This is a genomic window from Streptomyces sp. YS-3 (genome assembly GCF_045257485.1).
Taxonomy (GTDB): domain Bacteria; phylum Actinomycetota; class Actinomycetes; order Streptomycetales; family Streptomycetaceae; genus Streptomyces.
In genome coordinates this window covers 1-16432 of the sequence record NZ_JBJHPC010000103.1, presented here as the reverse complement: position 1 = coordinate 16432, position 16432 = coordinate 1, and the positions used below count along the sequence as shown (strand labels likewise).

At 70.7% G+C, this 16432-nt stretch carries 15 protein-coding genes and 1 pseudogene; 6 read left to right on the top strand and 10 right to left on the bottom strand.

Translation table 11 applies throughout. The annotated features are described in order from the left end of the window. From ACJA3G_RS12070 to ACJA3G_RS12055, 4 genes and pseudogenes are all read right to left on the bottom strand, one after another. A pseudogene (locus tag ACJA3G_RS12070) lies at positions 1-340 on the bottom strand (hypothetical protein); the annotation flags it as partial. Further along, positions 340-864, bottom strand: coding sequence for a SigE family RNA polymerase sigma factor (locus ACJA3G_RS12065; protein ID WP_406552928.1), 525 nt, complete (start codon positions 862-864; stop codon positions 340-342). The pseudogene ACJA3G_RS12070 and the gene ACJA3G_RS12065, both read right to left, overlap by 1 nt. A 196-nt stretch (positions 865-1060) precedes the next feature. Next, positions 1061-2401: a polysaccharide lyase family 1 protein gene (locus tag ACJA3G_RS12060; protein ID WP_406552927.1), complete on the bottom strand. Its 1341-nt coding sequence runs from the start codon at positions 2399-2401 to the stop codon at positions 1061-1063. Between the two features lie 143 nt (positions 2402-2544). After that, on the bottom strand, positions 2545-3069 hold the full coding sequence (locus ACJA3G_RS12055) for a hypothetical protein (protein WP_406552926.1): 525 nt from the start codon (positions 3067-3069) through the stop codon (positions 2545-2547). 471 nt (positions 3070-3540) lie between these two features. Between ACJA3G_RS12055 and ACJA3G_RS12050 the strand changes: the two genes are divergently transcribed. Then, positions 3541-4113, top strand: coding sequence for a peptidase inhibitor family I36 protein (locus tag ACJA3G_RS12050; RefSeq protein ID WP_406552925.1), 573 nt, complete (start codon positions 3541-3543; stop codon positions 4111-4113). Positions 4114-4210: 97 nt separating this feature from the next. On the opposite strand, the gene ACJA3G_RS12045 is transcribed toward ACJA3G_RS12050, so the two are convergent. Next, complete coding sequence (locus ACJA3G_RS12045) at positions 4211-5020, bottom strand: alpha/beta fold hydrolase (protein ID WP_406552924.1); 810 nt, start codon at positions 5018-5020, stop codon at positions 4211-4213. A gap of 354 nt (positions 5021-5374) precedes the next feature. On the opposite strand from ACJA3G_RS12045, the gene ACJA3G_RS12040 reads away from it, so the two are divergent. Both ACJA3G_RS12040 and ACJA3G_RS12035 read left to right on the top strand, forming a co-directional pair. Beyond that, the gene (locus tag ACJA3G_RS12040; protein ID WP_406552923.1) at positions 5375-5911 is read left to right on the top strand and encodes a GNAT family N-acetyltransferase; all 537 of its coding nucleotides are present in this window, start codon (positions 5375-5377) and stop codon (positions 5909-5911) included. A gap of 95 nt (positions 5912-6006) precedes the next feature. Continuing rightward, positions 6007-6921, top strand: a complete 915-nt coding sequence (locus tag ACJA3G_RS12035; RefSeq protein WP_406552922.1) for an aminoglycoside phosphotransferase family protein — start codon at positions 6007-6009, stop codon at positions 6919-6921. A gap of 102 nt (positions 6922-7023) precedes the next feature. Here ACJA3G_RS12035 and ACJA3G_RS12030 read toward each other — a convergent pair whose 3' ends face one another. Next, positions 7024-7764 carry a VOC family protein gene (locus tag ACJA3G_RS12030; RefSeq protein ID WP_406552921.1) on the bottom strand — a complete coding sequence of 247 codons (741 nt, stop codon included), beginning with the start codon at positions 7762-7764 and terminating at the stop codon, positions 7024-7026. Between the two features lie 137 nt (positions 7765-7901). Here ACJA3G_RS12030 and ACJA3G_RS12025 point away from each other — a divergent pair, with 137 nt between their 5' ends. Beyond that, positions 7902-8330: a DUF3592 domain-containing protein gene (locus ACJA3G_RS12025; protein WP_406552920.1), complete on the top strand. Its 429-nt coding sequence runs from the start codon at positions 7902-7904 to the stop codon at positions 8328-8330. A 73-nt stretch (positions 8331-8403) separates the two neighbouring features. On the opposite strand, the gene ACJA3G_RS12020 is transcribed toward ACJA3G_RS12025, so the two are convergent. The 4 genes from ACJA3G_RS12020 to ACJA3G_RS12005 all read right to left on the bottom strand — a co-directional run bounded on the left by ACJA3G_RS12020 (position 8404) and on the right by ACJA3G_RS12005 (position 14297). Next, entirely contained in the window at positions 8404-8904 is a 501-nt protein-coding gene (locus ACJA3G_RS12020) for a VOC family protein (RefSeq protein ID WP_406552919.1), read from the bottom strand. 128 nt (positions 8905-9032) lie between these two features. Next, positions 9033-10583 (bottom strand): class I adenylate-forming enzyme family protein, encoded by a 1551-nt coding sequence (locus tag ACJA3G_RS12015; RefSeq protein WP_406552918.1) that lies wholly within the window; start codon positions 10581-10583, stop codon positions 9033-9035. Then, the gene (locus tag ACJA3G_RS12010) at positions 10567-12447 is read right to left on the bottom strand and encodes an ABC transporter ATP-binding protein (protein WP_406552917.1); all 1881 of its coding nucleotides are present in this window, start codon (positions 12445-12447) and stop codon (positions 10567-10569) included. Before ACJA3G_RS12010 ends, ACJA3G_RS12015 begins: the two co-directional genes overlap by 17 nt. Continuing rightward, on the bottom strand, positions 12447-14297 hold the full coding sequence (locus ACJA3G_RS12005) for an ABC transporter ATP-binding protein (RefSeq protein ID WP_406552916.1): 1851 nt from the start codon (positions 14295-14297) through the stop codon (positions 12447-12449). Before ACJA3G_RS12005 ends, ACJA3G_RS12010 begins: the two co-directional genes overlap by 1 nt. A gap of 568 nt (positions 14298-14865) precedes the next feature. Between ACJA3G_RS12005 and ACJA3G_RS12000 the strand changes: the two genes are divergently transcribed. Together ACJA3G_RS12000 and ACJA3G_RS11995 are read left to right on the top strand one after the other, a co-directional pair. After that, the gene (locus ACJA3G_RS12000) at positions 14866-15693 is read left to right on the top strand and encodes a LuxR C-terminal-related transcriptional regulator (protein ID WP_406552915.1); all 828 of its coding nucleotides are present in this window, start codon (positions 14866-14868) and stop codon (positions 15691-15693) included. Between the two features lie 175 nt (positions 15694-15868). Beyond that, the coding region (locus ACJA3G_RS11995) for a condensation domain-containing protein (RefSeq protein ID WP_406552914.1) at positions 15869-16432 on the top strand (564 nt) is incomplete at its 3' end.

The window sequence follows — 16432 nt, the reverse complement described above, 5'->3', positions numbered from 1 at the left end:
GAGGGGTACGGCCCGCCGTGGACGGAGGAGAGGGCGCTGCCGGGACCGAGGAGTGAGGGGCACGGTCCGCCGTGGAAGGGGGAGAGGGCGCTGCCGGGACCGAGGCGACCTCGCGTCCGGGACCGCCGCCGTGGACGGTGGCGGCGATCGCGAAGCCGCCCGCCACGAGCGCTGCCGTCGAGGCGACGGTGGCGAGCGTGACACGGGGCCAGGACAGCGGTCCGGCGGCCCTGCGCCGGGGACGGGGAGCGATGCCCTGGTGGACGCGGGACAACATCCGGTCCCGGTCGGGCTCGTGAGCCGCCGCCGCGTCCCGCAGCCGGCGCTTCAGGTCCTCCATCAGTTCCTCGTTCCGCTCAGTTCCTCGGCGGCCTGCGCCCCCAGGATGCGCTGCAGCTCGGCCATGCCCTTGGAGGTCTGGCTCTTCACAGTACCGACGGACGTCCCGAGGGCGAGGGCGGTGTCCTTCTCCGACAGGTCCAGGGCGTGGCGAAGGACGACGCAGGCACGCTTGCGGAACGGCAGTCGGGCCAGCGCGCGGCGCACGTCCACGACCGCGTCCACGTCCGGGTGGTGCGCGCGGCCGGGCAGCGTTGCCCAGAAGAGGTGGATCCGGCGCCGTTCCCGGGTGAGGGCACGGATGCGGGCGCGCGCCATGTTGGTGACCACGCCGCGCGCATAGGCCACCGGGTGGTCGGCGCCCCGGACACGGTCCCAGCGGTGCCAGAGCGCGACGAAGGCGTCGGCGGCCAGGTCGTCGGCGGTGTCCGCCTCACCGGTCAACAGGTGGGCGAGACGCGCCAGTTCGGCATGGTGACGCTCGAAGAAGTCGTGGAACTCCGCGGATGCGTCATCAAGGGCCATGCCGAAGTCTCCGTGGGGTGTGCCCGTGCTCGGCCCGAGCCAGCGCCGGTGTTCGTGCCCGTCGTTGGTGACGGGGCCGGTGAGCATACCAAGCATTCGGTCAGCTCTCTCCATGTCATGCGGGGACCGCTTTCTCCGCGCGGGCCCGCCCCGGTGCCCGGGCGGCGTCGAGACGCCCGGGCACCGGGGCGGCGGATCACTTCAGGACGCCCGAACCCGCGCGGTGGGCCAGGGAGGTGGGCAGACCGGCCGCGGACGACTCCAGCCCCGCGGACAGGACGGGCTGCCACTTCACCTGGGACTTGATCTTCTTGCTGTTCGAGGCGTTGTGGACCGCGACGAGGTCGGTGACCGAGCCGTTGACCATGTTGCCGCTGCCGGCGAAGGCCCCCGTCCCGTCGCCCGACAGGAGTTGGGAGGCCTTGCGGTCCGAGGAGAGGGTCCAGTCGTTGTTCTGCGCCACGATCTGGACACCGGCCCGCGCGTTCACGCTGTAGCTGTGGGTGTAGCCGTCGCGCGCGGTGGTGTCGAAGTGGTTGTTGTAGAGGTGGACCTGCCCGACGCGGGCCAGCGGCGCGCGCTGCACGATGCCCTGGAAGACGTTGTGGTGCAGGGTGACACGCAGCTTCGTGTCCTTGTCACTGCTGCCGATGAGCATGGTCTTGTCGTGGTCGGTGAAGCGGTTGTACGAGACGGTCACCAGGTCGGAGGCGTTGGTGATGTCGAGAGCACCGTCGTGGACCTGGTACTCGCGGCCGTAGTAGCGCGGGTTCGACGCGTCGAAGTGCGGGCTGTCGGTGAACGTGTTGTGGTCGGCCCACACGTGCGTCGCCCCTCGCAGGGTGACGGCGTCGTAGGCGGAGTTCCAGTTGCCCTCGGAGCCGTCCTTGGGGTCCCACTGCGGGAAGCAGTCACGGGTGTCGGCGAAGGTCAGGTTGCGGACGATGACGTTGTCCACCTTCTGGACCAGCAGGCTGCCGCCGTTGATGCCCGCGTCGGTGCCGGGTACGCCGATGATCGTGGTGTTCGACGGCACGGCGATACCGACCCGCTGGGCCTGCCGTGCCTGCGCCGCCGCCCGGGCCGACTCCTGCGCGCCGGACGGCCGCTTGGACCGCCCCCACACCGAGGGGTCGTAGGCCTTGAGGTAGGCGGCGAGCGAGTATCCCGTGCCCTTGGCGTAGTCCGCGCAGGTCAACGGGCGGCCCTGGTCATCGGTGTTGGCGTCGATACGGCCCTTCACCCGGATGATCCTGGGGGCCCCGGACGGGCCCGCGCGGAGCGCCTTGACCAGTTCGGCCCGGGTGGTGACGGTGATGTCGTGGGCGCCGTCGGCGGCCTGTCCGCCCGTGGTGCCGGAACCGCTCGACGCCCAGCCGTCCTTGGCGGCCAGGCCGGCGTGTGCGAGGTCGACGGCTCCCGCGTCGGCCTGCATGGCGAACGGCAGGAAGCCGAGGCCCGCCGCCGTGACGAGTCCCGTGGAGAGCAGGACGATACGACGGCGGCCGGTGAGGCGGCGGTGCGAGGAAGAGCGCATGGGGTGGTGTTCCTTGTGCGGAAATGGAGCGGAGTACTGCTCTGTCGCCCCTCAGTTGCCGCCGTGGACACCGGGGTTGCCGCCGGAGGAGAAGAAGGCCGTGCGATCTGGATCACACCTCGCCGGTGCCGACGCACCCGCGCTCAGTCGTCGGTGAACACCTTCCTGGCCTGGCGACGGCGCAGCTCTTCCAGCGTGCTCAGCTGACGTGTCGCTCGATCGGTCAAGACGTTGAGCTGCTGTCCGTCGAGACGCTCCTCGGCGTCGGTGAGCTCGCGCAGGGTCTGCCAGACGGCGGCCTTGCCCTCCACCCCGAGACGGAGGAACTCCAGTTCCACCATGGTGGTCAGGGGTGACCGGCGTACCAGGCTGCCGTTGCTCTTCAGCCGTCCCACCCGTTCGGCCAGCCGTCCCGCGTAGACCTTGTAGCGGCGTACGGAAATGTCGAGCCGCCGCATGATGCCCACCAGGCTCTTCCGGTCCTCGGCGATCTCCTTGGCGATGGGCTCCAGGCTCTTCGTGACCTCCGGATCCGTGCATTCCTCGGCCAGGTAGCGGGCCCGTTCGACACCGACGGTGGCACCGAGCAGGTGATCGTTGAGGTAGATGGCGAGCAGGTCGGCGTCTGTGCCGTGTGCCTGACGCGAGCGTGTGGTGCGGGAGCTCATCAGGGGTTTCCCTTCGGTGCGGGGCGCGGCCGGAACGAGGCCGTCGGCCGTCGTCCTGCGGCGCCCGGTGACTGCCGTACTGCTCTGCTCCGGGATTCCGGAGGTGTCCGGGCGCGTCACGAGTACCCGGGGGAGTGCCGCTCGACACCCCCGGCCATCACTGGGAGTGCATGCTTCCGGCCATAGCCGTATGTCCGCGTCGACAAGCTGTTCCTGTGTGGGCATGCCCGCCCCTGCCGGGGGATTGTCCGGCGGACAACCCCCATTGTCCTCCTTTCCACCCGGGCTGACCTGCGGGAGCGTAGTTGGCGGCTTGTGGCCAATGCGCTCTCTGAGAAGGCTCCCCTCGGTGGACGGAGCGCCGATCGACGTACTGGCCCCCACCGGCGCCCGTCTGCCTTGCCCCACAATGCGGAACTCCCGGTCGCCCCTGCGGATTTCGGGCGGCCATCGAGACCGGAAGGAGCACATATGCGTATACGTAAGGCATTAATGGCGCTGGTCATGGCCATCCTCGCGCTCGTGGTCGCCCCCAGCGTCGCCGGCGCGGCAGAAGGAGCCGCGAGCGGCGGACACGGAGACTTCTCGGCCCAGGCCAGAAGTGCCGGGCTGAGCGGACCCCAGGCGAAGAGCCTCCAGGGCCGCGTCGACGGCTACCTCGCGAAGACGCACGGCACTCAGATCGGCGCCAACAAGATCGCCCTGGACAACGGTGTTCTCTTGCTCGCGCTGCCCGGGGAGCAGCGCGCCCGCGATCTGGCCGCACCGTACGCCCCCAGCGGTGCGGCGGCCAACTGCGCGTACACCTACGTCTGTGCCTACAGCGGCGAGGACTTCGCGGGTGACGAGATGATCCTCTTCACCTGCAACCACCTGAACCGTATCTTCTGGTCCGGGACCGGATCCTGGATCAACAACCAGCGCTCGACCCTGTACGCCAGGTTCTACGACGTCAACGGCAACCTCGGCTGGACCTCGCCCGGCGGCTACAGCGAGGACCGCCACGCGCCCTGGGGCTGGGTGTACTGGCTCAGCCCCTGCTGACCAGGGACTGAGGACAGCCTCGGACGAGAACTGAGGGGGGTGGGGGTGGCCCGGTGCCGCTCCCACCCGGCCGCGTCCGCCGACAGCGGTCGCGGGGTCAGCCCCCGACCGTCTCCGCCGCCTCGACGATCACCTCGGCCACCCGTGCCGGCTGCTCCACCAGTACCGCGTGCCCCGCGTCCGCGATGGTCACCATCGTGATCTGTGGGTTCGCCTCCAGTTGCCGGCGCTCCTCGTCCTTCAGGCCGATGTCGTCGCGGTCGCCGCGTACGACCCAGGAGCGCACTCCCGACGCGTGCAGACGGGCCACCAGTGAGGGGTGCCGGCCGAGGTACTCGTAGTAGTGCCGGGTGACATGGCGGCAGAACTCCGGATCGTTGTTGCCCAGGTCCGCCGCCAGCGTCTCCGCCCGGTCCTCGGGGATGTCTCCCTTCAGCATCTCCTTCTTCATCATCGGGGGCAGCGCCTTCAACATGGCTGTCCAGGCCAGGGGCCCCAGAGCGGGCACCCGTCCCACCTGGTCCAGGACCCCGAGGAACTTGGCCTCGTCCGCCCGCGAGAACGTCGGTGACAGGAGGACCAGGGGGCCGGGGGAGACGCCGAGGGCGGCCATCTCGATGGCGACGTTCGCACCCAGACTGTGCCCCACCACCACCTGGCAGCCCTCGGTGGCTGCCAGCTCACCCATCAGCCGTGCGTAGTGCTCCATCGACAGGTCGGCCGGTGGAGTGGTCCGGCCGAACCCCGGCAAGGTGGCCGCCACCATGCCCAGCCCTGCTTCGGCCGGCGCCGCCTGGCCCATCACATCCGCGAAGAACTCGGCGGTGCACATGCCGCCCGGGAGCAGCAGCACCCGACGCGCCGCGTCTGCCGGGCCCGCTCTGCGTAGGTCCAGACTTTGGTCCATATGTCCAGACTGAGCTTGTCGTGGGGTTCTCGCGACATGTTCGGGGGCCTGTGCCGCAGAGGGGTGCGGGGGACGCCTGGAGAGAGGCATGAATCGAACGGGAGTGCGAGTCAGGGCAGGGTGGCACTTCCTTTCGGGCGCCCCCTCGCGCAGACGGCGCCCGCAGGGAAATAAAGAGGGTGACCCCGGCAGGGGTCTGTTACCGTCGCGTCGGCGCGGATGGCGCGCGAACGCGGGCACGGATTCGGGAGGTTGATGAATATGGCCGTCAACGGCCCCTCTCAGCATGCTCTTTTCCGGTCCGCCCGCTGACGCGACGCGGGACGGACCGTCCACCATGACCAGGAGACATCCGTGAATACCGCCACTTCCCATGGCTTCAGCGAGCTCACCACCGACCGGCTCGCGCTCCGCGCTTGGACGACGGCAGACGCCGCAGCCGTCCTCGACGAGAGCGTCCATCCGACCGACTGGGCCGAGGACTTCCCCGCCGACGGCGACCGCGTCATCGCGGGCCTCTTCGGCGAAAACCCGGACTGGCTCGGCACGTACGGTCACCGCTTGATCGTCGAACGGGACAGCGGCCTCGTCGTCGGCTCGATCGGACTGTTCTGGCCGCCTGCCGAGGGAGTCATCGAGATCGGGTACGGCGTCGTCGCCTCCCGGCGCGGCCGGGGTTACGCCACCGAGGCCACCCGGGCGCTCGCCGCGTTCGCCCTGACCGCGCCCGGCGTCCACACCGTCGTCGCAGGCGTCGAACTGTCCAACCCCGCCTCCGTCCGCGTCCTGGAGAAGGCCGGATTCGAGCAGTACGACACCAACGCCGTCGAGGGCGGGGACGGTGTGGTCCGGTTCAGGCTGACCAACTCACCCGGCCACGCGCAGAGGTGATTCCCGGGGCCGGCGGCGCACTCCGCCGCCGGCCCCTTGGTGGTGTGTATGCCGTCCTCGAACGGTGTGTCCGTGTGCGGCTATCGTCGGCACGCATGAACGACACCAGAATGGACGTCACCGCCGAGCTGGTCCGTGATCTGCTGCGTGAGCAGCGTCCCGACCTGGCCGACCACCCCGTGCGGCTCGGCGCTCGTGGCTGGGACAACCAGCTGTGGCGCGTCGGGGACGAGCTCGCCGTCCGGCTGCCCTGGGCGACGCGGTCCGCGGACGCGCTGCTGCGTAAAGAGCACACCTGGTTACCCGCTCTCGCCCCGCGCCTGCCTCTCCCGGTCCCCGTACCGCAGTACCTCGGCGAGCCCTCCGAGCGGTTTCCACGGCCGTGGATCGTCACCACCTGGGTGCCGGGAACACCCGCCGACCAGGCCCCAGCCACCCACCCCGAGGCGGCAGATGCCCTCGCCGGGTTTCTGACGGCCCTTCACCGGCCCGCCCCGGAGGGTGCGCCGATGGGCCGTGACCGTGGTGGGCCGCTGGCCGGCCAGACCCAGGGGTTCACCCAAGCGCTGGCCTCGGCCACCGAGCTGGGGTTGGTCCCCGACCCGGACGCCGTCCGTGCCGTCTGGGAAGACGCCGTCGCGGCGCCTGAATGGACAGGGCCGCCCGTGTGGCTCCACGGCGATCTGCATCCGGCCAACGTCCTCACCGCGGACGGGACTTTCTGCGGCGTCATCGACTTCGGCGACCTCTTGGCGGGCGACCCGGCCTGCGACCTCGCGGGGGCGTGGATACTGCTGCCGGACGGCGCCATCGACCGTTTCTACGACGGCTATCGGCCGGACGCGGACGCGGCGACGCGGCGTCGCGCCCGTGGCTGGGCGGTGTTGAAAGCCCTCTCCTGCGCTCTCATCGGGGAAGCCGGCGTGCGGGGCCGTCCCGGAGGCAAACCCACCTGGGGGTCGCCCGCACACGCCGCGTTGAGACGCCTCATCGCGGCAGACCGGCCGTGACGGTGGCGGTGACGGCGACGGTGGCGGTGTCGGTGGGCCTCACGCGGCTCCCGTAGTCCCGCGTACGTGGGCTCACCTGGTGGACGGCGTCAAGGTGTCGTGTCAGGAGGGCGCAAGGACGCAGAACTCGTGGCCCTCCGGGTCGGCCAGGCACGTCCACGGAACGTCCCCCCGGCCGACATCGAGGTCCGTGGCCCCCAGGGTTCGTACCCGGGCCACCTCCGCTGCCGTGTCGTCGCCGGGGTACGGCAGCAGGTCGAGGTGGACCCGGTCCGGCACGGTCTTCACGTCGGGTGTGCGGAGGAATTCGAGGTACGGTCCGACATCTTGGGCGGAGCGCAACACGGCCTGGTCATCGGTCACCGAGTGGACGGTCCAGTCGACCGCCCGGCCCCAGAACCGGGCCATGGCGCGGGGATCCGAGCAGTCGACCACCACCGCGGCGATGGGCCCGGTGTCCCGGTAGACATCCCGGGGCTCCAGCACACAGAACTCATTGCCCTCCGGATCGGCGAGGACGGTCCACGGCACATCGCCCTGGCCCACCTGGGCGGGCCTCGCGCCGAGGGCCGTCAGACGTGCGACCAACTCCGTCTGATGGGCCGCGGAGGTGGTGGCGAGATCCAGGTGCACTCGGTTCTTGGCTGCTGGTTTGGGGTCGGGGACGGGAACGAGATCGATACCGAGGGCGACCGGGTGCGGCCAGACGAAGTCGCCGCCGGGCCCGACGTAGGTGGTCACACCGGGTTCCCGGACACTCCAGCCGAGTGCCGCTCCCCAGAACCGGCCGACCGCCCGGGGATCGAGCGCCTTGATGTTCACCATGACGGGTCGCAGTGGCATGGCGACCACCCTATGCAGCCCCTCCGAGACGACATGCGCGCCTCGCCCGACACCCGCCAGGGTCGTCATAGGCGGCCATGAGGATTTTCACTGCGCTCTGCCGCAACCAAAACCCCAGTTCAGGCGTCCCGCCCCACATGCGACGCGAATGGTTCATAGCCCTCCTCCCGCTGACGCTCGGCGTGAGTTTCCTCAGCATTGGCGTATACGGGCTCCGTCGCGCCAAGGCGCTGCGCCTGAACGGTGTCACCGCCAAGGGCCGGATCGTCCGCCACCAGCTCGTGCGCAGCGACGAAGGCGCCAAGTTCTATCACCCGGTCGCCGCCTGGACGGCCGCGGACGGGCAGTCCTGCGAGCACTCGTCCAGGTTCGGCCGGGTACGCGTCGGCAACCGTTTCGGCGTGGGGGCGGGCGTCACGATCCGGTACGACCCGCAAACGCCTCGGCGGTTCGAAATCGAGGGCTGGGACACGCCGGTGGTCGACCGACTGTTCACCGTGCTCGGGGCGGTGTTCACCGGGGGGACGGTACTGGCCGTCCTGATCGGGTGGATCGTCACTCTCTGAGCCACCCCGGTATCCCCGCAGCCGAGCAAGCGGGCGGTGTCGGCGGCTGAGACCCGGCGCGGACCCGGCCGTATCAGGTCGCGGACCCGGCCGCCGCGCCCGTCTTGAGGTCGGGTCCCCAGCGCTTGAGGGCTTCTTCGAGGTCGAGCGCGCCGAGGCGGGCCTTCTCGGTCGCCGACGGCCAGTCCTCACGCGGTACGCGCCACATGATCTCGAACTCGTTGCCGTCGGGGTCCTTGGCGTACAGGGACTTCGACACGAGGTGGTCGGTGGCTCCGACCATGGCGCCGCGCTTGCTGATCTTGTCGGCGATCTCGACGAGCTCGCCGAGCGTGCCGACCTCCCAGGCCAGGTGGTAGAGGCCGACGCGGCCGTGTTCGGGCCCGGGTGCGTCCGCGCCGACCGAGAACAGGCCGAGGTCGTGGTCGTTGAGGGTGTCCTCGGCGCTGAGGAACGCGGCGCGGCCCGGGATGTCGACGTCGAGTCGGAAGCCGAAGACGTCCGTGTAGAACTCGACGGCTCGCGCGACATCGCGTACGTAGAGCACTGCGTGGTTGAGGCGGCGTACCGGCATGGGGGTCTCCCTGAGGGGCGGCGAGGCGCGTGGTGGCGGCCTCGGGTGCGACGATAAAACAATGTGAGACTTCAAGTAAACACCTCGGATCCTGTTGCCGCCTGTTTGGCCGGTCTCCGCCGTACAGGTCAGGTCTCGTCCCGGTTACGCACCGGGGCGGCGCCGGCCACGGCCGCGCGGCGGATCTTGCCCAGGGAGGTCTTGGGCAGGGACGCCACGAAGTCGATCTCCGCGGGCACCTGGTGGGCCAGGAGGCGGTCCCGGCAGTGTGCGGTGATCGCGGCGGCGCCGAGGGGGGCGCGCGGCACGACGGCGGCCCGTACGCGTTCGCTGCTCTGCCCCTCCACCGGCTCGCCCCAGACCACGGCCTCGGCGACGGCCGGGTGGGCCAGCAGCGCCGCCTCGACCTCAAGGGGATTGACCTTCTTGCCGCCGACGTTGACGAACGACTCCTTGCGGCCCACCAGGTGCAGCCGGCCGTCACCGTCGAGTCGCGCCAGGTCACCGGTGACGTACCAGCCGTCACGGAAGGCACATTCGGAGGGTCCCGGGTGCCCCAGGTAGCGCGTGAACATGGCGGGCGTGCGCACCAGCAGGGCGCCCGTGCCGCCCGGGGGCACGGGCCGGTCCTCCTCGTCCACGAGACGGATGCGTACGCCCCGCACCGGCTTGCCCACACCGGCGTCGGCCGCGCCGTCCGGCCGGGGGAGCTGCGCCGCGATGACACCCGCCTCGGTGCTCCCGTAGACCTGCTGGACGGCCGGGCCGCAGTGCCGGGCGAAGCGGTCCGCCACCTCCGGGGGCAGGGCCGCCCCGGAGGACAGACACAGCCGTACGGTCTCGCCCGGGAGGGCCGCCCCGCGCTGCGAGGCCGCGGAACGGGCCGCCAGGTCGTACGCGAGCGGGGTGCCCACCACGATCGTGCAGGCGTTTTCGCGCATGGTCCGCAGCATGGCGGCGGGTGTGAACCGGCCGAGCAGGACGAGCTCGGCACGGGTGTACAGCGCGGTGGCGAGCGCGGCGACCATGCCGAAGGAGTGCAGCAGGGGCACGGCGGCGAGCACGCGGTCGGCGGAAGTGACGGCGTAGGTGTGGGCGTAGATCTCGCCGCCGTGCACCAGGTCGCGCTGGGAGTGCACGGCGGCCCGGGGCTCGCCGGTGGAGCCGGAGGTGTACTGGTAGAGGGCGGGGGCGTCGGGCGGCGGTGCGGGCAGCGGTGCCGGGCCGTCCGCGGCGCCGGGCCCGGCGGTCAGCTCGTGCACGTCGACGAGGACACCGCCCTGCCAGCGGTCCGGTGAGGCACCGGCGGCACCGGCGAGGTTGCGCAGCTTTTCCTGGCGGCCGACGAGGTGGAGGGGCCCGAGGTCCCGGTGGACGCCGACGAGGGCGGCTTCCGCGCTGTCGGGTTCGAGCGGTGTGAGCGGCACACCCGCGCGCAGCGCGCCCAGGAACGCCACGGCGCCCTCCACGGTGTTCTCGAAGAGCAGGCCCACGGTGCTTTCGCCGTCGGCGGGCACAAGCGCGCGCAGTCGGTGGGCGGCGGTCCGGACCCGCTCGGCGAGTTCGCCGAAGGTGAGCGTCCGTGTCCCCTGGCGTAGCGCGGTCGCCGCGGGGGAGAGGCGCACGGCGCGCTCGATGAGCTCCCACAGCGTGGCGGGGGATTCAGTGGTCGACGGCATCGCTGGCCTCCGCTGGGTGCGCCCCCGCGCTCACGGGTGCCCGTTCGCCGTCGAAGGGATCGTCGGCGGGGTCGTGGTCGGGGTGCTGGTGATGGAAGTACTGCCGGTAGAGGCGGCTGTAGGCGCCGTTGCGCCGCATGAGCGTGGCGTGGTCGCCCTGCTCGACGAGCCGTCCGCCGTCGACGACGACGATGCGGTCGGCCTTGCGGACGGTGGGGAGGCGGTGGGCCACGACGATGGTGGTGCGTCCCGCCGAGAGCGCGTCGAGCCCTTCCTGGATCTGGGCCTCGGTGAGCGGGTCGATACTGGCGGTGGCCTCGTCGAGGATGAAGATCGGGGCGTCCTGGAGGAAGACGCGGGCCAGTGCCACGATCTGTCGCTGGCCGGTCGACAGGTTGCGCCCGCCTTCGTCGGTCGGTGTGTCCAGACCGTCGGGCAGTTGCCGCAGCCAGGCGCCGGAGGCCACCGCGCGGGCGGCGGCCTCGATCTCCGCACGGTCGGCGCCCGGCCGGCCCAGCGCGATGTTCTCCGCGACGGTGCCCGAGAAGAGGAAGGGCGTCTGGGTGACCACGCCCAGGCAGCGCCGGTACTGCGCCAGGTCGAAGGTGCGCACGTCCTGGCCGTCGGCGAGCAGGCTGCCTTCCTGGAAGTCGTACGAGCGGGTCAGCAGCCGCACCAGGCTGGATTTGCCCGCCCCGGTGTGACCGACCAGTGCGACGGTCTCCCCGGCCGCGACGGTCAGGTCGATGCCGTGCAGCACGGGGCGATCGGGGGTGTAGCGGAAACTGACGCCGCGCAGTTCGAGTTCGCCGCGCAGGCGGGGCGGGGGCAGGTGGGCGCTCTGGTGTACGGCCGGTTCCCGGTCGATCAGTGCGAAGATCCGCTCACCGGCCGAGAGGCCCTGCTGAAGCTGCTGCCAGAAGGAGGCGATGGCGGCGACCGGTGACCAGAAGAGGGCCAGTGCCTCCAGGAAGAGGACCCATTCACCGGCCGAGAGGTCGCCGGAGGCGACGTTGTGGCCACCGACCAGCACGACCGCCGCGGTGCCCAGCCCCGTCAGCGAGATGAGCAGCGGGAAGATGCCGCTGAAGAGGCGGTTGAGGCGCACACTGGCCTGGTACCAGCGGTCGTTGACCGTCCGCAGCCCCGCCTCGGCCGCCGCTTCACCGCGGTGGTTGCGTGCCACGGTGATACCGCGCAGGGTCTCCTGGACGAAGCCGCTGACCTCGGCGAGGGCCTGCTGCTGACGGGTGGAGGCGGCGCGCGCGCGTTTCCTGAAACCCAGGCTGACCGCGACGATCAGGGCGGCGACCGCGGTGGTGAGCAGGGCCAGCGGCACGTTGATCACGAAGAGGGCGGTCAGGATCAGCAGGACGACGAGGACCTGGCCGATGAGGGAGAGCACCAGGGAGAGCAGCGCCCCGAACGTCTGGGTGTCGTTGGTGACACGGCTGACCACAAGCCCGGTGGGGTGGGTGTCGTAGAACGCGAGGTCCTGGCGCATGGCCGCGGCGAAGGCGTCCTCGCGCAGTCTCAGCACCGCGTCGCCGACCAGCGTGCCGGTGACGCGCTGCTGGAGCACGGTGAACAGCCAGGCCGCGGCGCCCGCCAGGAGTACGGCCGCCGCCAGCAGCGCCATCGCCGAGCGGGTGTCGTCGTCCAGCGCGGAGTCGACGGTGCGGGCCAGCAGGACCGGTACGGCGCTGCCCGCGGCGGCGGCCACGACCACGGCGGCGGTGACGAAGGCCACCGCGCCGCCGCGGCCCCGGAAGTAGGCGGTGATGCGGCGCAGCAGCTGCCGGTCGCCGTAGTGGCGGTCGTAGGTGTCCTCGGCGCCCGCCTCGATGCCGTCCAGGAGTGCCATCAGCCGGTTCCTTCCTCTGCTCCGGCCGGGACCGGGGCGGTGGTGTTTCCCTTCGCGGCGGAGGTCGCGTACGGCGCGAAGATGGTGCGGTAGAACGAGCAGGTGCGCAGCAGGTGCTCGTGGGTGCCCTGGCCGACGACCCGGCCGGCGTCGAGGACGACGATGTGGTCGGCGGCGCGGATACGGGAGAGCCGGGGCGTGACGAGGAAGGTGGTGCGGCCGGTGGCGGCGCGCCGCATGGCGAGTTGCAGTTCGTGCTCGGTCACGCTGTCGACGGCGCTGGTGGCGTCGTCCACGGCGAGGATGCGCGGGTCGGTCACCAACGCGCGGGCGATGGCCAGGCGCTGGCGCTGGCCGCCGGAGAGGGTGATGCCGCGCTCGCCCAGCACGGTGTCGTAGCCGTGTTCGCTCGCCATGACGAAGTCGTGTGCCTGGGCGGTGCGGGCCGCCTCCTCCAGTCTGTCCCGGCCGGTGTCCGGCGCGGCGCCGAAGGAGAGGTTCTCGGCGATGGTGCGGGAGAACAGGACGACGTCCTGCTCGACGACCGCGACCTGGCCGCGCAGCGCCTTCGGGTCCCAGGCGGTGGTGGCCACACCGTCGACGAGGACGCTTCCCCCGGTGGGTACATAGGTGCGGTTGAGCAGGTGCAGAAGGGTCGACTTGCCGCTGCCGGTGGCGCCGACGATTGCGACGGTGGTGCCCGGGGCGGCGCGGAAGGAGATGTCGTGCAGGACGGGCTTGCCGTTGCCGTAGGCGAAGGTGACGTTGTCGAAGACGACCTCGCCGGTGATGGCCGCCGTGTGCCGGCCTCCTTCCTCGTCCTCTCCCGCCCGGTCGTTGATGATCTCCAGGATGCGTTGTGCTCCGGAGAACCCGAAGAAGATGAGCCCGATGCTGAAGGAGGCGAGCTGGGTGGGGGCGCGCAGACTGCTCATCAGGCCGAGGACGGCGACCAGTTGGCCGATGCTCAGTGAGCCGTCGCGCAGCAGGAGGACGGCGTGGAGCAGGGTTGCCGCGGTGGCCACCGCCAGCAGCAGCGGGGGGAAGGACAGGGCCTGTACGTGTGCCTGGCGCACGGCGGCGTCCCGGTAGGCCGTGGCGGTCCGGCGGAAGCGGTCCTGCTCGCGGTCGGCTCCGTCGGTCGCCTCGACCGCCTCGATCCCGGTGATGCTCTCGGCGGCCTGGGCGGACATCGCGCCGAACTCCTCGCGGGTGAGGTCGGAGACCGGTTCGAGACGGCGCCCGTGATCCATGAGGGCGATCACGAACAGGACGACGAAGATGCCGGGGGAGAGCAGGAGCCGCCAGTCGACGGCCGCGATGAAGACCAGGGGGATCAGGGTGTTGAGCGCCATGTCGAGGGTCATGTCGAAGCCCGGCGACACCATGAGTCCGAGGGCTTCTGCGTCGCCGGTGGCGCGGGTGGACAGGTCGCCGGTGCGGTGCCGGTTGAAGAAGCCCTGCTTCTTGCGGAGCATGCTGGCGAACACGCCCGCCCGCGCGTCGCGTTCCAGACCGCTGGCGAAGGCCTCCAGGGCGTAGGTGGAGGCGATGCCGCAGATGCCCCGGACGAGGACCAGGCCGAGCAGGGCGGCGCATACGGCGTGCAGGGCCCCGAGGTCCGGTTCCTGCCCGTTCTTCTTGAGTACGGCGTCGAAGGCCAGCCCGATGACCAGGGGGAGGGCCGCGGTGAGGGTCTGCCAGAGCAGGCTTCCGGCCAGATGGACGGCGATGTGCCGGCGGAAGTGACGCATATGCAGGCGGAGCCAGGGGCCCACGGCCATCTCGGGTCCGGTGGCCGGCGCCGGTGCGGACGTCGAACGGGTCTGCGCGGCGGTATCGGTGGTCATCGGTCTCTCCCGTGCGGTGTCACGGAGCCGGCGGTGTGGGCGGTCAACGGTTCGGTGCTCCCTCTGCTCCTGGGGTCGTCCTCGGGCTGTTCCTCGGGGCGGTGAATTACCCACGGGAATGCGACGCCGTGACGGGAGCCGCCGCGGATGTTTTTTCGGGCAGGCTTCCGGTATTTCCGGCTCCTCCGGCGTGCCCTTTCGGGCAGGATCGGCAGCCGGACGGGTAACGGGTGCGTCAGGAGGGGAAGTTAGCTGTTTTTTGCGAAAAACGAAACCGGGGCGGGCGGCCGGGTGGCCGGTAAAGTTCGATATCTCGACCGTGGAGGTCATGTCCACGCCATGTCCTGAATGGCATGATCTGTTCGGTTTATTAACTTTGTTGGTCTGTAAAATCGGATGATGGCTCGTTGTTGGGGCAATTGGCCGGATGGTACTGGTTCTCCTGAGTCCCTGTTGTTATAGTCAAGGCAAATTCGCGACATGAGTCGACGGTGGCGAATTAGTCCGGACGCATACGGTCACCGCGTCCGGGGAATGCCCACTTACAGCCTTGATCCGGAGGAGTACGGTGAGCGATTTAGCATGCAAACCCCCCACCCCGTCGCGGCGGCTGGTCGTCGCGACACTTGTCCACGACCGCGTGGCGCGCCAGGAACTGCAGGCCGCCCTGTCGGAGGCCGCCCTCGTGTGCGAGGCCCGGCACTGTGCCGACCGACGCGAGGCGCGCCAGGTGCTGGGCTCCGGTCGCGTCGACGTGTTCGTCGTCGCCAGGACCGACTACGACGCCCATGCCGACTTGCTCGACGATGTCAGATCCCCCCTGCCGAGCACGCTTGTGCTGTTGGGCCACGCCGATCCCGACGAAGCGATGCTGACCGGCCCACCGGCGCCCGACGGGTTCCTGATGCAAGGGGGTCTGAGCGCGGCGGCCGTGGACAGCACCCTGCGCCGCATGGCCGCCGGTGAAGTGCCCATGCCCGCCCCCGTCGCCCGCGCCCTGATGGACCGCGCCGGCGCGACCCGCCTTCCCCACGGCAGAGGTGACATCGCTGTCACCGCCCGCGAGACCGAGGCGTTGCTGCTGCTCGCCGAAGGGCTGAGCAACAAACAGATGGCCCGGCGCCTGGAGATCACCAGCCATGGCGTCAAACGGCTCGTGGCCAGCCTGTTGCTCAAGCTCGGCGCGCCGAACCGGACGGCCGCCGTGGTCCTGGCCATCCACGCGGGCCTGATCAGCACGACGCGGCCGGATCAGGGCACCACCGACCGCCGTGTCGTACGGGTCCAGCACGCCGGGGCCGGAGCCGATGTCCGCCTCCCGGTGCCCGCCGGGCGCCTCGCCGGTGAGGAGGCGGAGCCGGGAGCGCGCTTCCTGGCCGACGGCCGGCACTGCTGACCCGACGACCGCCTCCGACGGCCGGCACCCCCGGCCGAGCGCACCGGAACGGGCCGCGCCGCGACCGGCGGTACACGCCGCCGCGGACCGGCGCCCTGCCCGTCCGGCCATGCCCCAATGGGCAGGTCTTCTTCGTGGGATTCCCCGGCTAGCGTGAAAACGCGAAAGCCCCAGGGTGTCGACCGGAGGAAATCCTGCCGTGGAAAAATTCGAGACACGTCACGTCCCCTTTTACGGCCATCGTTCGGCCACGGCACCGGCCACCTGTGCCCAGCGCCACATGTGGGACCTGATCCGCCGTGAAATGCCCGACAGTGCCTTCTACGATTTCTGCCACGAGGTTGTTCTTCCCGGTCACGGAACCGTGGAAGACGTTCTCGCCGTGTGCGGAGAACTCGTCGCCCGACACGAGTCCCTGCGCACGGCGTTTTTCCATGACGCGGACGACGGTCTCGTCCAGGCCGTCGCACGGTCCGGTTCCTTTGAGGCGCAGATATGCGCCACCGGGCCCGGCGAGAGCGCGCAATTCGTCTACGAGGCCTGGCGGCGCCGGATACGGGACAGGGCGTTCGACCTACGGAACGGGCCGCCGCTGCGGGCGCTCGTCGTCGTCACCGACCACGTACCCGTGCTGGCGGCCTTCTGCGTCTCGCACCTCGCCGCGGATCTCATGTCCATGCGCACCCTCGCCGGGGAGGCCCTGACCCTGCTGGCCGCGCGGACCGCCCGCACCGCGGCC